Origin of the sequence: Methylobacterium sp. HMF5984, assembly GCF_045033435.1 — a bacterium.
Taxonomy (GTDB): domain Bacteria; phylum Pseudomonadota; class Alphaproteobacteria; order Rhizobiales; family Beijerinckiaceae; genus Methylobacterium.
In genome coordinates, this window is the sequence record NZ_JBJFLN010000001.1 from 1,358,582 (window position 1) to 1,373,106 (window position 14,525).

General features: G+C 70.3%; 11 protein-coding genes. 1 reads left to right on the top strand and 10 read right to left on the bottom strand.

Features of this window, described 5'->3' with window-relative positions; all coding sequences use genetic code 11:
• Nucleotides 1–123 precede the first annotated feature (123 nt).
• The gene (locus ACFZ8E_RS06480; RefSeq protein WP_405042370.1) at nt 124–1,710 is read right to left on the bottom strand and encodes an alpha-amylase family glycosyl hydrolase; all 1,587 of its coding nucleotides are present in this window, start codon (nt 1,708–1,710) and stop codon (nt 124–126) included.
• A gap of 392 nt (nt 1,711–2,102) precedes the next feature.
• On the opposite strand from ACFZ8E_RS06480, the gene ACFZ8E_RS06485 reads away from it, so the two are divergent.
• Entirely contained in the window at nt 2,103–4,565 is a 2,463-nt protein-coding gene (locus ACFZ8E_RS06485) for a glycogen/starch/alpha-glucan phosphorylase (RefSeq protein ID WP_405044331.1), read from the top strand.
• Nucleotides 4,566–4,711: 146 nt separating this feature from the next.
• Here the strand turns inward: ACFZ8E_RS06485 and ACFZ8E_RS06490 are convergent, their stop codons facing one another.
• The 9 genes from ACFZ8E_RS06490 to ACFZ8E_RS06530 form a co-directional block, all read right to left on the bottom strand.
• Nucleotides 4,712–5,641, bottom strand: coding sequence for a ferredoxin--NAD(+) reductase (locus ACFZ8E_RS06490; protein ID WP_405042371.1), 930 nt, complete (start codon nt 5,639–5,641; stop codon nt 4,712–4,714).
• Between the two features lie 34 nt (nt 5,642–5,675).
• Entirely contained in the window at nt 5,676–6,107 is a 432-nt protein-coding gene (locus ACFZ8E_RS06495) for a hypothetical protein (RefSeq protein ID WP_243945790.1), read from the bottom strand.
• A gap of 260 nt (nt 6,108–6,367) precedes the next feature.
• Nucleotides 6,368–6,799, bottom strand: a complete 432-nt coding sequence (locus ACFZ8E_RS06500) for a DUF805 domain-containing protein (protein ID WP_187274633.1) — start codon at nt 6,797–6,799, stop codon at nt 6,368–6,370.
• Between the two features lie 167 nt (nt 6,800–6,966).
• Nucleotides 6,967–9,837 carry an EAL domain-containing protein gene (locus ACFZ8E_RS06505; protein WP_405042372.1) on the bottom strand — a complete coding sequence of 957 codons (2,871 nt, stop codon included), beginning with the start codon at nt 9,835–9,837 and terminating at the stop codon, nt 6,967–6,969.
• Between the two features lie 211 nt (nt 9,838–10,048).
• The gene (locus ACFZ8E_RS06510) at nt 10,049–11,344 is read right to left on the bottom strand and encodes a pitrilysin family protein (protein WP_147841369.1); all 1,296 of its coding nucleotides are present in this window, start codon (nt 11,342–11,344) and stop codon (nt 10,049–10,051) included.
• A complete protein-coding gene (gene thrC, locus ACFZ8E_RS06515) occupies nt 11,341–12,753 on the bottom strand; it encodes a threonine synthase (RefSeq protein ID WP_243945789.1) in 1,413 nt (470 codons plus the stop codon). The genes ACFZ8E_RS06510 and thrC overlap by 4 nt, the downstream gene beginning before the upstream one ends.
• Before the next feature lie 69 nt (nt 12,754–12,822).
• Nucleotides 12,823–13,236: a DUF4864 domain-containing protein gene (locus ACFZ8E_RS06520; RefSeq protein WP_243945788.1), complete on the bottom strand. Its 414-nt coding sequence runs from the start codon at nt 13,234–13,236 to the stop codon at nt 12,823–12,825.
• Between the two features lie 63 nt (nt 13,237–13,299).
• The gene (locus tag ACFZ8E_RS06525; protein ID WP_405044332.1) at nt 13,300–13,992 is read right to left on the bottom strand and encodes an SURF1 family protein; all 693 of its coding nucleotides are present in this window, start codon (nt 13,990–13,992) and stop codon (nt 13,300–13,302) included.
• Between the two features lie 74 nt (nt 13,993–14,066).
• Complete coding sequence (locus tag ACFZ8E_RS06530) at nt 14,067–14,438, bottom strand: DUF983 domain-containing protein (RefSeq protein WP_243945786.1); 372 nt, start codon at nt 14,436–14,438, stop codon at nt 14,067–14,069.
• Nucleotides 14,439–14,525 lie beyond the last annotated feature (87 nt).

The following is a 14,525-nucleotide window of genomic DNA, read 5'->3' on the forward strand; positions in this document are numbered from 1 at the left end:
CGATCTCGACATTGCCAACGCCCTCGTGCTCCGCCGGGTTTCCGCTGCGACGCACAATCTAGGCCAGGCAGATCGTTAATGCGCGGTTCATCGCATTGAACTGCGGCATTTAGGTTCGCGGTTTCAGCGCTTCTGCAGGATCAGCCCCTCGTCCGGCCCGAGCGCGATGGAAGCGACCGCGCCATCGCCGCCACGATGCCCGCGGGTCGAGAGAAGCACCGTCCAGGTCTCGTCGGCGGGCAGGGCCAGCGTGTGCGAGGCGCCGCCGAAGTTCAGCAGGATGCGGAACGCGCCGTCATCGCCGAACCGCTCATAGGCGAACACGTCGGCCGCTTCGGTCGCGATGCCGCGATACGCGCCGACCGAAAGCGCCGCGTGCTCGCGCCGCAGCGCGAGGAGGCGCCGGTACAGGGTGAGGATCGAGGTCGGATCGTCGCGGAGCGCGTCGACGTTCCGGGCCGCCGCATCGTCGGAGAGCGGCAGCCACGGTTCCACCGTCGAGAAGCCGGCATGGACCTCGCCGTCCCACTGCATCGGCGTCCGCTCGGGATCGCGGCCGTGTCCGGGCTCGTTCCGCTCCCACGGATCGCGGACGCGGTCGGCCGGGATCGGCACGTGGGCCAGGCCGATCTCGTCGCCGTAATACAGCGTCGGCGTGCCGCGCAGCGTCAGCAGCAGCATCGCCGCGATCCGCGCTTGGTCCGCCCCGACGCGGGCCGCGATGCGCGGCTGGTCGTGGTTGCCGAGCACCCAGTTCGGCCAGCCGCCGTCGGGCAGCGCGGCTTCGTAGTTCTCGACGAGGTCGGACACCGCCTCCGCGCTCCACGGCGTCTGGATCAGCTGGAAGTTGAACGGCATGTCGGCGCCGGAGAGGTCCGGGCCGTAATAGGCCATCAGCCGCTCCATCGGCAGGTAGATTTCGCCGATCAGCACCCGCTCGCCGTAGGGGCGCAGCACCGCGCGCATCTCGGCGATGACGTCGAGCACCTCGGGGCGGTCGGCGGAGTAGACCTGGGCGAAGCGGTTGATCTCCGGCTGCTCGGGCGAGAAGTCGGGATTGGCCGGATTGTCGCGAAATCCGGCATCCTTCATCAGGTGCCAGATCACGTCGACGCGGAACCCGTCGACGCCGCGCTCGAGCCAGAACCGGAGGGCGTCGTGCATCGCCGCCCGCACCGCCGGGTTGCGCCAGTTCAGGTCGGGCTGCTCCCTCAGGAAGGCGTGGTAGTAGTATTGCCCGGTGGCCGGATCGAGGGTCCAGGCCGGTCCGCCGAAGTTGCTGAGCCAGTTGTTCGGCGGCCCACCATCCGGGGCCGGATCGCGCCAGATGTACCAGTCGCGCCGCGGGTTCGTGCGCGACGCGCGGCTTTCCGCGAACCAGGGATGCGTGATCGCGCTGTGGTTCGGCACGAAGTCGAGAATCACCTTCAGCCGCCGCCGATGCGCTTCCGCGACCAGGGCGTCGAAGTCGGCCAGCGTGCCGAACAGCGGGTCGATCCCGCAATAGTCGGCCACATCGTAGCCGTAGTCGGTCATCGGCGACGGGTAGATCGGCGAGATCCAGACCGCGTCGACCCCGAGCCAGGCGAGATGCTCGAGCCGGGCGGTGATGCCGGGCAGGTCGCCGATCCCGTCGCCGTCCGTGTCCTGGAAGGAGCGCGGATAGACTTGGTAGACCGTGCCGCGCTTCCACCAGACCGTGCCGGCCATGAGCGATATCCCCGAAGTTGACAGGCTCGGCTTTAGCGTTTTCGCCGGCGGGAGGCGACGGGGGTACGGTTCACCCGGAGTTCAACACCGGCGTGACAAAGTCCTGTCGGGTTTCGGTGCGACGGTGCTTGTGTCTGAAAGGACACAAAGGCGAATCAGATCGCCGCCATCGACGGGATCGAGCCTCAGCGACGCCTCGACAAGACCGGTGAGCGACCGCAGGATCGTCGATCCGGGACAGGGGTCGATCGCCGCCGACGAACGCAAGCGGCGCTCCCGAGACGCGAAGACGCGCCGGGGCCGACGATGGGGGATTGCACGTGCTGAAAGACGCTATCTTGGCACCCGTACCCGGCGACGAGCGATCCGACGCGCCGGATCGGACGAGCACCGTGCCGTTCCGTGAACCGCAGGTGTGGGACAAGCCGGCGCAGCCCGCCTCGGGCGATGCCGTCGCCGACCTCCGCGAAGCGATCCGCGCCAAGCTCGCCTACGCGATCGGCAAGTCTGCCGAGACGGCGCGGGAGCGCGACTGGTTCGCGGCCACCGCCCTCGCGCTGCGCGACCGGATCGTCGACGCCTGCCAGGCCGCAGACCCGTCGGTACCGAATAAGCGGGTCTACTATCTCTCCCTCGAATTCCTGATCGGCCGGCTCCTGTCGGACGCGATGAACAATCTCGGCCTGGTCGAGACCACGCGTGCCGCCCTGCAGAGCCTGGGCGTCGACCTCGGCACCGTCGAGGGCGCCGAGCCCGACGCGGCTCTGGGCAATGGCGGCCTCGGCCGCCTCGCCGCCTGCTTCATGGAGAGCATGGCGAGCATCGGCATCCCGGCGATCGGCTACGGCATCCGCTACGACCACGGCCTGTTCCGCCAGACCTTCGAGGACGGCTGGCAGCGCGAGGCACCCGAGACCTGGCTCGCGGAGGGCAACCCCTGGGAGTTCGTGCGTCCGGACGCGACCTACGCGATCGGCTTCGGCGGCCACGTCACCATGGCGGCGGTCTCGGACGGCGTGATCCGCCGGCACTGGCATCCGGCCGAGACGGTGCTCGCGGTGGCGCACGACGTGCCCGTCGTCGGCTGGCGGGGAAAGACCGTGAACACGCTCCGCCTGTGGAAGGCCGAAAGCGAGGCGCCGGTCGATCTGGCGCAGTTCAACGGCGGCGACCATGTCGGCGCGGTCTCCAACCGGATGCGCGCCGAGGCGATCTCGCGGGTGCTGTACCCGAGCGACTCGTCGACCGCCGGCCAGGAGCTGCGCCTGCGCCAGGAATACTTCTTCACCTCCGCCTCGCTGCAGGACCTCGTCCGGCGGCACGTGGCCGAGCGCGGCGACGTCCGCTTGCTGCACGACCACGCCGCGATCCAGCTCAACGACACGCATCCGGCCATCGCCGTGCCCGAGCTGATGCGCATCCTGCTGGAGGATCACGGGCTGCAGTGGGACGATGCCTGGCACGTCACGACCAACACGTTGAACTACACCAACCACACCCTGCTGCCGGAGGCGCTCGAGACCTGGCCGGTGGAGCTGATGGAGCGGCTGCTGCCGCGCCACATGCAGATCATCTACCTGATCAACTGGATGCACCTCGAGGAGCAGGGCCGCCACGGCCGCCACGACGCCGCCCACCTCGCCTCGGTCTCGCTGATCGACGAATCGCAGGGGCGCCGGGTGCGGATGGGGCACCTGGCCTTCCACGGCGCGCGCCGGGTGAACGGCGTCTCGGCGCTCCACACCGATCTGATGCGCTCGACGGTGTTCCGCGACCTGCACGCGCTCGACGGCGACAAGATCGTCAACAAGACCAACGGCATCACCTTCCGCCGCTGGCTGCACAACGCCAATCCCGGCCTGACCCGCCTCGCGGTGGAAGCGGTCGGGCCCGGCGTCCTCGACGATCCCGGCCTGCTGCGCGGGCTCGACGCCTTCGCCGAGGATCCGGCCTTCGTGAAGCGCTACGCGGCGGCCCGCTTCAGCCGCAAGCAGGCGCTGGCCGGGATCATCGCCGAGCGCACCGGGATCGACGTCGACCCCTCGGCGCTGTTCGACGTGCAGATCAAGCGCATCCACGAATACAAGCGCCAGCTTCTCAACGTCATCGAGACGGTGGCGCTCTACCAGGCGATCAAGGCCGAGCCCCACAAGGACTGGACGCCCCGCGTCAAGATCTTCGGCGGCAAGGCGGCCCCGAGCTACAGCCAGGCCAAGCTGATCATCAAGCTGGCGCTGGACGTGGCCAAGGCCGTCAACGACGACCCCGAGGTCGCCGACCGCCTGAAGGTGGTGTTCCTGCCGAACTATTCGGTGAGCCTCGCCGAGGCGATCATTCCGGCCGCCGACCTCTCCGAGCAGATCTCGACCGCGGGCATGGAGGCGTCGGGCACCGGCAACATGAAGCTGGCGCTCAACGGCGCGCTCACGGTCGGCACGCTCGACGGCGCCAACATCGAGATCCGCGACCATGTCGGTGCGGACAACATCTTCATCTTCGGGCTCGACGCCGCCGGCGTTCAGGCCCGCATCGCCGAGACCAACTACGCGCGCGACGCGATCCAGGCCTCGCCGCGCCTGGCCGCCGCCCTCGACATGATCGCCTCGGGCCGGTTCTCGCCGGACGAGCCGAACCGCTTCCGGCCGCTGACCGACGACCTGCGCCACCGCGACCAGTACCTGCTCACCGTCGACTTCGACGATTACTGGCGGGTCCAGCGCGAGATCGACGCCGCCTGGAAGGACCAGGCCGGCTGGTGGGCCAAGGCGATCCGCAACACGGCGCGGATGGCCTGGTTCTCGTCGGACCGGTCGATGCGGGAATACGCGCAGGAGATCTGGCGGGTGCAGGTCTAGGGGGACGCCTCTCGCCGCGGTTTTTCCCTCCCCCCTGCGGGGGAGGGAAGGGCGGGCGCCTTCAAGAGAATCGCTGCACACGCCAGCCGCTCAGGCTCAGGGTGGCTTGTGTCGCAAAGCGAGAACGAGGCGGGCGCCTGGGCGATCTACGCGTCGACCAGGACCGGATAGCATCGTGCGCCGACGGCAGCCGCGAGAACCTGCACCGCGCCGACCGTCGAGCTGTCGCCGGCCACGTGCACCACGTCCGTGGCGCGCAAAGCCGGCAGGTGGGCGGTGAGCGGTCCGGGCCGCACGTCCGGCGGCCGCTGGCGGCTGCGGTCGGCGCTGAGCACGATGCGCCCTACGCCCGTGGCCCGCAGCCATTCCAGGCTCTCGCGCATGTAGAGATCCAGCGGATCGCGCGCGCCGACGACGACGCAGAGGTCGCGTGTCGGCTCGATGTAGCGGGCGGCGCGGGCGATCGACCAGATCTGCCCGAAGCCGCAGCCGGCCGACACCAGCACGAGGCGCCCGCCGCCGGGGCGGTACTGCGCCCGTCCGACCGGGCCGCGAATCTTCACCTCGGAATGCAGCGGCAGCGAATCGGCGAGCGACCAGCCGTCCTCGTCCCGCGCGAGATGGAACACCAGCTCGTTGAGTTCCGCCGAGCCGTCGACGCGCAGCGTCGGGTACAGGGTGCGAAGGCCGACGCCGTCGAGCGCGAGCGCGACCTGGGCGCCGGGTCCGAGCGGCAGGTCCTTGCTCACCGTGACAACGAGCTCGATCACATGCGCGGTGAGCGCGCGGACCTCGGTGACGGTGCCGGTGCGCATCGCGACCGCCGGGGCCGGCTCCTCCGCGTGCGCGTGGATCGACGGGCCGGCCGGAAGCGCCAGCTTGATCGGGTCGACCCGCTCGCGGCGGCCCGGGACGCGGCGCGCCCCGGGAGTCGCTCCCTGTCCCGGAACGGCGGCGCCGTGGGTCGCCTGGGCGGTCGCGATCATGCCGTCGGCGACCGCCGCATCGAGCGGGGTGTCGCCGGTGGCGATGCGGACGGACTTGCCGTTGACGACGAGCGAGCAGCGCGCGCTCATGGTCGTCTCCCGAATGTCATGAGGATGGCGGCGATCAGCGCGGGGACATCAGCAGGCGATCGACCATGCCGGCCCAGCGCTCGCGGGTGGCACGCGCCTCCGCGCCGATCGGCTCCGGCTCGACGTGCAGCGCCATCCGGGCGCGCAGGGAAGCCGCCTCGGCCCGCTCGGCCATCAGGATGGCCTTCATCACCGCCATCTCGGCCTGAAGCCGCTCGACGACGTCCTCCTCCGGCTCGCCGTCGAAGGTCCCGTCCTGGAATTCGAGGTCTTCGAGGGCCGCCATCTCGTGCTCCGAGGTGGCGAACGCGGTCTCGAGCCGGGCGTCGGCCGGCTCATAAGCCGGCATTGCGTACGCGGTCGGCGCGGCGCTTCGCGGCGGGTCGAGGCGGATCGGGCGCGCGATCAGCCGGCGTACCACATCGGATCCGCTCGTCTCGCGAAACCGCCTTGCCGCTTCGGCCATCACCGTTCTCCAGCACGCGGCAGGGGCGTCGTGCGCCCTGCCATTTCTCCACACAACCTTCCGTCGGCATGGTTAAGGGAGGCTTAAATCGCGGTTGTCACGCGCCGATTCCTCCGGTCGGCGACGGGCGAGCATGGCGCCCGTCCGCCTTCTAAAAATTCGGCTGCGCACCCGGCGCCGACCGAAATGGGTGCGCATCGTCGCGCGGAAACGCTGCGACGTCACCGATTCGCGATCGTCGCAGCGTCGATCGCGCGGCGTCAGATCGCCGGAGACAGGCCCGCGGACGTCGCGAGGCCGCGGCCGCGCGGGTCGGGGCCGAACGTGTTCGGGCCGACCGTGCCCCGCAGGAACCCGGTCTCGATAAAGTACCAGAGGTTGCCGAGCGGAATGAGCGAGAGCAGCACCCAGACGCCGGGCTTGTCGCGGTCGTGGTAGCGCTTGATCCCGAGGCAGACCGACGACCAGACGATGAAGACCGTGGTGAGGAGGTTCAGGATTACGAACGGGATCGCTGCCGGCCCATCGACCTTGAAGCCTTCCCCTGCGGCGGCCTCGTTCGGGATCATCTGGGCCAGCACGTAGTTCAGCGCGGACGCGACGATGATGGCGCCGAACACCGAGCCGAGGATGCCCTTCCAAAAGGTCGCGCGCCCGATCCGGCCTTCGGCGGAGAAGAGAAGTTTTTTCATGATGTCGACAGCCCCATCGGCCCTCCGTCCGCGCATGGTTCTGCGGGATCGGCCGGCGATCGAGCCGTAGGCTGCCGAAAGCTTAGCTTCAACGCGAAGGGCGACCACGGGACGGGGGTGCAAGAGTTCGGGACGCCGGAGCAATCGACCTGGGGATGAAACCGCGATCAGGCGGCTTCCGGTGCCGCCCCCACGAGCTGGCGGGCCTGCAGCATCGTCATCGGCTCGCCGAAGGCGTAGCCCTGCGCGTAGTCGCAGCCGAGCTCGGCTAAGGCCTGGGCGTCGGCCTCGGACTCCGCACCCTCGGCGACGATGGCGAGGTTGAGCTCGTTGGCCATCCGCACGATCGAGCGCAGGATCGCCGTCTTGCCCGAGGCCATCTGGCGGACGAAGGACTGGTCGATCTTGATCGTGTCGAAGGGGAAGCGCTGCAGGTAGGACAGCGCCGAGTAGCCGGTGCCGAAATCGTCGAGCGAGAGCCCGGCGCCGAGATCGTGGATGCGGGTCAGCATCTGCGCGGCGTATTCGGGGTTCTCCATCACCAGGCTCTCGGTGAGCTCGAGCTTGAGCGAGCCCGGGATCACGCCGGAGCGGGCGAGCACCGTCTTCACGTCGTGCAGCAGGTCGTGCCGCAGCAGCTGGCGCGACGAGACGTTGACCGAGGCGAAGATCGGCGGGTCGACCTCGAGCGAGCGCTGCCATGCGGCGAGCTCCAGCGCGGTCCGTTCGAGGGCGAAGATCCCGAGGTTGACGACGAACCCGCTCTCTTCCGCGACCGGCATGAAGGTGGCCGGCGGGATGCGCCCGAGCTTGGGGTGATCCCAGCGCAGGATCGCCTCGAAGCCGGCCACCGTGCGGTCCTCCAGGCGGACGACCGGCTGGAACAGCACCTTCATCTCGTTGCGCTCGAGCGAGCGGCGGAGGTCGCTCTCCAGCATCAGCCGGTCCGAGCGCTCGGCGCGCATGTCGGCGCGGAACACCTCGATGCGGTCGCCGCCGCCGCGCTTGGCCTGGACCATCGCGGTCTCGGCGTTCTTGAACACCTCGTCGCGCTTGAGGCTGGCGCCGGTCTCGTGCAGCGCCAGGCCGATCGAGACGGTGAGGAAGATCTCGCGGTCGGCATAGGTGATCGGCGTCGCGATGGCGCGGCGGATCATCTCCGCGAAGGCCAGGATGCGGTCCGAATCGCGTTCCGACAGCAGGATGACCGCGAACTCGTCGCCGGCCACGCGCGCCAGCGTGTCCTGCGGCCGCAGCAGGCGGCCGAGGCGGCGCGACAGGGTGAGCAGGATCGAGTCGCCGGCCGAGAGGCCGATCGCGTCGTTGATGCCCTTGAACCGGTCGATGTCGAGGACGATCACCGTCGGCTTCAGCCGCGGGTCCTGGCTCGCGAAGGCGATCGCGGCATCGAGACGGTCGCCGAACAGCTCGCGGTTCGGCAGGCCGGTGAGGCTGTCGTGCACGGCGTCGTGCAGGAGGCGCTCCTCGGCGGTCTTGATCTCGGTGACGTCGGCGATGGTGCCGACGATGCGGATCACCTCGCCGTCGTTGCCGATCACCGGGCGGGCCTTGAGGCGGTACCAGTAATAGGCCCCGCCCGAGGTGCGCAGGCGAAAATCGTGGACGATGCGGCCGCGCCGCTCCTCGATCATGGTGTCGAGGGTGGCCGAGTAGCGCTCGATGTCGAACGGGTGCAGCAGCCCGAGCCAGTTCGCGGCCGGCCCCTCCAATGCGCCGCGCTTGAGGCCGAGCTGGACCTCGATCTCCTGGCCGGCGAAGACCCGGTCGCCCGGCACGTCCCAGTCGAACACCACGTCGCCGGCGCCGGTGAGCGCCAGCGCCCGCCGCTCGGTGTCGGAGACGAGGGCGTGGGTGAGGCCGCCGCCGGCGAAGGCGTGCTGCATCACCGTGAAGCCGATCAGCATGACGATCAGCACGAGGCCGCCGATCAGCGCCGGCTGGGTCAGCTCGCTGCCGATCTGGCCGGTCACCGCGAAGCCGGCGGCCGTGACCCAGACGACGAGCAGCGTCCAGGTCGGGACGAGCAGGATGGCGCGGTCGTAGCCGTTATGGGCGGCGAGGTAGGCGATCAGCAGCAGCCCGACCCCGGCGACCGCGGCGATCGAGATGCGCGCGACGCCCGCCGCCACCGGCGGATCGAACAGGGCGAGGCCGACGAGCCCTGCCAGGAAGGTCAGCCAGAAGAACGCGACGTGGCTGTAGCGCACGTGCCAGCGCGAGAGGTTGAGGTAGGCGAACAGGAACACCAGCAGCGTCGCGGCCAGCACCGCCTCCGCCGAGGCGCGGTAGACCCGCTCCGCCAGCTCGGTGACCGGGAAGACCCGCTGCAGGAAACCGAAATCGATGCAGGCATAGGCCAGGACCGACCAGGCGAGCGCGGCCGCCGCGGGGAAGATGATCGCGCCCTTGACCACGAAGACGATGGTGAGGAACAGCGCCAGCAGGCCGCTGATGCCGATGATGATGCCCTTGTAGAGCGTCAGGCCGGCGGCCTTCTTGCGGTAGGCGTCCTGATCCCAGAGGTGCACCTGCGGGATGTTCGGGCCGCGCAGCTCGGCGACGTAGGTGATCGTCGTGCCGGGATCGAGGGTGATGACGAACTCGTCGGCTTCCGGGTTCTCGTTGCGCTCGGGCCGGATGCCCTGGCTCGCGGTGATCGCCGCGATGCGCGAGCCGCCGAGATCGGGCCAGACCACGCCGGAATCGACCAGCCGGAAATGCGGCGCGACGAGGATGCGCTCGATCTGCTCGTCGGTGTCGTTGGTGAGCGCGAACACCATCCAGTCGGGCCGCGCGCCGGCATCGCGCGCCTTCACGACGATGCGGCGGACGATGCCGTCCTTGCCCGGTGCCGTCGAGATCTGGATCAGGTCGCCGTCCGAGCGGTAGCGCTCGATCGCCGTCGTCAGGTCGATCACCGGCGCGTCGAGGGTGACCCGCACCGCCTCCACGGCCCGAGCGGAACCGCTGAGCAGAAGGCCGCAGAAGAGTGCCAGATAAAGGGCGGGGATGCGCAACGGGCGAGTGTTCCGGCCGGGTACGGCGGCGAGTACGGCTCAGGTTCCGCGCAGTGGTAGAGGCGGGATTAACCTGGAGCAAGGCGGCAGAGGCCCGGCGGCCGGCGTCACCCACCGCTGGCATACGCGATCGTCCGGGCCGGGGATCGCCCGCTTTTGCGGCCAAAACAAGTTTTCGGTCGCAGCGCGGGCGTGTCGTCCCCAGTCTCGCTCAGGCGGCGCGCAGCACCGCCGTGATCCGGTCGAGGGACGGGAGCTTCTTGATCGGGCCGATGGCGGCGAGCGTCGGCGCCCCGGCGAGGACCGCGAGGCCGGCCGCGCGCACGTGGTCCACCGTGACGGCGTCGACCTTGGCGATCACCTCCTCGGCCGGGATCACGCGGCCCCAGGCGAGGATCTGGCGCGCGTTGCGCTCGATCCGGCCGCCGGGCGTCTCCAGCGCGGAGAGCAGCGAGACCTTCAGCTGCGCCTTGGCGCGGGCGATCTCGACGGTGTCGAGGTCGCGTGCCGCGCGCGCGGTCGCCGACAGCGTCACCTCGACGAGCTCGGGCAGGTCCGCGCCGGAGGTCGCCGCGCCGATGCCGAACAGCCCGCAATCGGAGAACGGCCAGTGAAACGCCTGGATCTCGTAGGCGAGGCCACGGGTCTCGCGCACCTCCTGCCAGAGCCGCGAGGTCAGCCCGCCGCCGAGCACCTGCGAGAACATGTGCAGCGCGTAGTAGGCGTCGTCGCGGAACGACAGGCCGGGCAGGCCGATCACCACGTTGGCCTGCTCGAGCTTCTTCGGCATGCGCCGCTCGCCGCCGGCATAGGTCCCGGGGATCGCCTCGGGCGCGCTCGACCTCGGCATGGCGCCGAAATGGCGCTCGGCCGACGCGACGAAGGCCTCGTGCTCGACGGCGCCGGCGGCGGCGACCACGAAGCGGTCGGGGGTGTATTCGCGGGCGAGGTAGGCGCGGATGCCGGCCTCGTCGAAGCTCCGGATGGTCTCCGGCCGGCCGATGATCGGGCGCCCGATCGGCTGCCCGGGGAAGGCGGCCTCGGTGAAGGCGTCGTAGACCACGTCGTCCGGCGTGTCCTCGATCCCGGCATGTTCCTGCAGGATCACGCCCTTCTCGCGGGCGAGCTCGCCCGCGTCGAACACGGAATCGGTCAGGATGTCGCCGAGCACGTCGAGCGCGGTGCCGACATCCTCGCCGAGCACCCGCGCGGTGTAGCTCGTGCCCTCGGCCGAGGTCGCGGCGTTGATCTCGCCGCCGAGGTTCTCGATGTCCTCGGCGATGGCCCGGGCCGAGCGCGTGCGCGTGCCCTTGAACGCCATGTGCTCGATGAGGTGGCTCAGGCCGTTCTCGTCTGGGCGCTCGTGGCGCGATCCCGCCCCGACCCAGACGCCGAGCGTCGCGGTGGCCACGCCCGGCATCGCTTCGGTCGCGACGGTGACGCCGTTGTCGAGGGTGGTGATGCGCAGGCCCGGAGAGGCGGCGTGGGTGGCGAAGTGCTGGTTCATGCGCCCCTCGTGATGCGCGCGCGGTCGCGGATCAGGGCCTCGACCGCGGCCTGGTCGTTGCCGACCCGCGTCATGCGCTCGGGCCGGTCCATCAGGTCGGCGAGATGCGGGGGGAGGGCGGGGCGAAGGCCGCCGGTGGCGCGGCTCACCGCGTCGGGGAACTTGGCGGCGTGCGCGGTCGCCAGCGCCACCACCGGGGTCGCCGGGTCCTGCCGCAGCAGGCGGCGGGCGGCCCGCACGCCGATGGCGCTGTGGGGATCGAGCACGTGCCCGGTGGCGGCGTGGGTCTGGGCGATCTCGTCCATCACGTCGGGCTCCGACACGGCGGTGGCGTCGAACTCGGCACGCACCTTGGCGAGCACTCCCTCGTCGAGGCTGAAGCCGCCGGACTGCTTGAGCCCGGACATGAGGCGGCCGAGCGAAGCGGTGTCGCGATCGAGCGCCTCGAACAGCAGCCGCTCGAAGTTCGACGAGATCTGGATGTCCATCGAGGGCGAGGTCGTGGCCTGGACGCCGCGCAGCTCGTAGACGCCGTGCTCGAGGGTGCGCGCCAGGATGTCGTTGGCGTTGGTGCCGATCATCAGGCGCTCGATCGGCAGCCCCATGCGCTTGGCGACCCAGCCGGCCAGCACGTCGCCGAAGTTGCCGGTCGGCACCGCGAACGACACCTTGCGGTGCGGCGCGCCGAGCGCGACCGCGCTGGTGAAGTAGTACACGGCCTGCGCCGCGACGCGGGCCCAGTTGATCGAGTTGACGCCCGAGAGCTTCACCGCGTCGGCGAAGTCGGCGTGCTGGAACATGGCCTTCACCATGTTCTGGCAGTCGTCGAAGTTGCCGTCGACCGCGAGCGCGTGGACGTTCGGCGCGTCGACCGAGGTCATCTGCCGGCGCTGCACCTCCGAGACGCGGCCGTGCGGGAACAGGATGAAGATGTCGACCTGGTCGAGCCCGCCGAAGGCCTCGACCGCGGCGCTGCCGGTGTCGCCCGAGGTCGCGCCGACGATGGTGGCGCGGCTGCCGCGGGCGCGGAGCACGTGGTCCATCAGCCGCCCAAGCAGCTGCATCGCCACGTCCTTGAACGCGAGCGTCGGGCCGTGGAAGAGCTCAAGCAGGAACAGGTTGTCGTCGAGCTGGGTCAGCGGGCAGATCGCCGGGTGGCGGAAGGTGGCGTAGGCCTCCTCAATCATCCGGTCGAGGTCGGCATCCGCGATCTCGCCGTCGATCAGGGGGCGCAGCACCAGCTTGGCGGCGTCGGCGTAGCGCTTGCCGGCCAGCCCCGCGATCTCGCTCGCGGACAAGGTCGGCCACGCCTCCGGCACGTAGAGGCCGCCGTCGCGGGCGAGCCCGGCGAGCAGGGCATCGGAGAACGAGAGCGGCGCGGCGGATCCGCGGGTCGAGACGTGCAGCACGGGGGCCTCCGGGGAAGGCGCCCCCTCTACACGATGCGGTCGGGCGTGTCGAAGACCGCCGAGGCGGGTTCAGGCATTCGTGCCCTCGGCCTTGACCAGCCGGCAGCCGCTGATGCGCCACGCTCCGTCGGCGCCGCGCTCGAGGCTGTAGACGGCGGTCCAGTCGACGCCGTCCTCATCCTGGATCGCAACGTCCTGCGAAAGCGCCCCGTCGCCGAGGTCCTGCATCTGCCCGAACACGAAGGTGCGGTGCCGATAGACCGGCCGGTAGTTGTTGCGCACCATGCCGAGGAACACGTCGGCGGTCGGAAACATGCCCTGGATCGCCGGGGCGGCCTGGGCGTAGGCGGTGGCGGCGTCGTCGCGCACCAGCGCCTCGGCCTGCCGGGTGATCGCCGCGCGGGCCGCCTCGCGGGCGCCGTCGTCGGCGGCGTGCGCCGACGTCAACGCGAGGGCGAGGAACAGGGCGAGCCAGCTGCGCATCGGATCACTCCGCCATGGGACGCAGCGAGTGTAGCCGGCGTCGCCGCCGCCGCAAGCCCGGCCTCAGGCGCCGGAAGGCGCGTCCGGCTCGTGCAGGCGCTTCCAGGCAAACACGGAAAAGACGCCGAGCAGGCAGGCGGCGATGCCGAACCAGGTGAAGGCGTATTGCAGATGGTTGTTGGGCAGGTCGACCCGGAGCTGCCCGCCGCGCGGCCAGGTCCGGCTGCCGGGCGCGGCATCCGCCTCGATCAGGTAGGGGGCGGCCTCCGGGAAGCCGCGCGCCGCGGCGATGCCCGGCACGTCGCGGTTGAACCACTCGTTGCGCACCGGATCGGGCGCCGGCACGAACATCGTCCGTGGCTCGCTGCCGCGCATCAGGCCGACGATCGTGGTGTCGCCCTCGACGAGCCCGTCGCGGCGGTCGGCCTGGTTCTTCAGCTCGGTCGGCACGAAGCCGCGGTTGACCAGCACCATCGAGCCGTCGTCGCGCCGGAACGGCGTGATCACATAGTAGCCCTGCTGCGCGCGGCCCGGCGTCTCGCCGGCCGCGAGCCCGTGGACCAGCGTCTCGCGATCGTTGAGGAAGCGGCCGCCGACGCGGACATGCTCGAACTCGTCGTGCGCCGGGTTCCAGTCGGCGGGCGGCGGCACCGGCTCGGCCTGCGAGCGCGAGACGATGCGGGCGATCAGCGCCTCCTTCTCGCCCTTGCGCTCGAGCTGCCACACCCCGAGGCCGAGGAGGATCGCGAGTGCCATCAGCGTCGCGAGCGCCGGCGGGACAAGGTCGCGGATCGCGCCGGGGCGCGTCCGCGAGGCGGTCTCGGCCGCGGTCACGGCTCGAAGCGTCCCTGCTCGGCCTTGTTGGTGTATTGCAGGGCCAGCAGCATGCCCTTCAGCGGGCGGACCAGGATCAGGCTGAGGCCGATCGAGAGCGATCCGGCCACCAGCGCGTGGACCCACATCGGCGGCTGGTAGGTGATCTCCATCCACAGGGCGAGGCCGACCACGAGGATGCCGACGATCGACATCACGAAGAAGGCCGGCCCGTCGCCGGAATCGAACGCGCCGTAGTCGAGGCTGCAGACCTCGCAGGCGGGGGCGACGGTGAGGAACCCCTTGAACATGTGGCCTTCGCCGCAGCGCGGGCAGCGGCCGCGCAGGCCGGTCGAGATCGGTGCTTGTGGCGTGTAGGTCCGGGCCAAGCTCAGGTTCCTTGCATGACGTGAAGCCCCGCAGCGATGCACCACGTGTCGGCTTCACCGAGGATATGGGTGCCCGGACACGAAAAA

What these genes read in the sequence shown, in the direction of transcription:
- ACFZ8E_RS06480 (WP_405042370.1), bottom strand. Translation starts at nt 1,710, where the DNA reads ATGGCCGGCACGGTCTGGTGGAAGCGCGGCACGGTCTACCAAGTCTAT.
- ACFZ8E_RS06490 (WP_405042371.1), bottom strand. Translation starts at nt 5,641, where the DNA reads ATGAGCGCGCGCTGCTCGCTCGTCGTCAACGGCAAGTCCGTCCGCATC.
- ACFZ8E_RS06495 (WP_243945790.1), bottom strand. Translation starts at nt 6,107, where the DNA reads ATGGCCGAAGCGGCAAGGCGGTTTCGCGAGACGAGCGGATCCGATGTG.
- ACFZ8E_RS06500 (WP_187274633.1), bottom strand. Translation starts at nt 6,799, where the DNA reads ATGAAAAAACTTCTCTTCTCCGCCGAAGGCCGGATCGGGCGCGCGACC.
- ACFZ8E_RS06510 (WP_147841369.1), bottom strand. Translation starts at nt 11,344, where the DNA reads ATGAACCAGCACTTCGCCACCCACGCCGCCTCTCCGGGCCTGCGCATC.
- ACFZ8E_RS06520 (WP_243945788.1), bottom strand. Translation starts at nt 13,236, where the DNA reads ATGCGCAGCTGGCTCGCCCTGTTCCTCGCCCTCGCGTTGACGTCGGCG.
- ACFZ8E_RS06525 (WP_405044332.1), bottom strand. Translation starts at nt 13,992, where the DNA reads ATGGCACTCGCGATCCTCCTCGGCCTCGGGGTGTGGCAGCTCGAGCGC.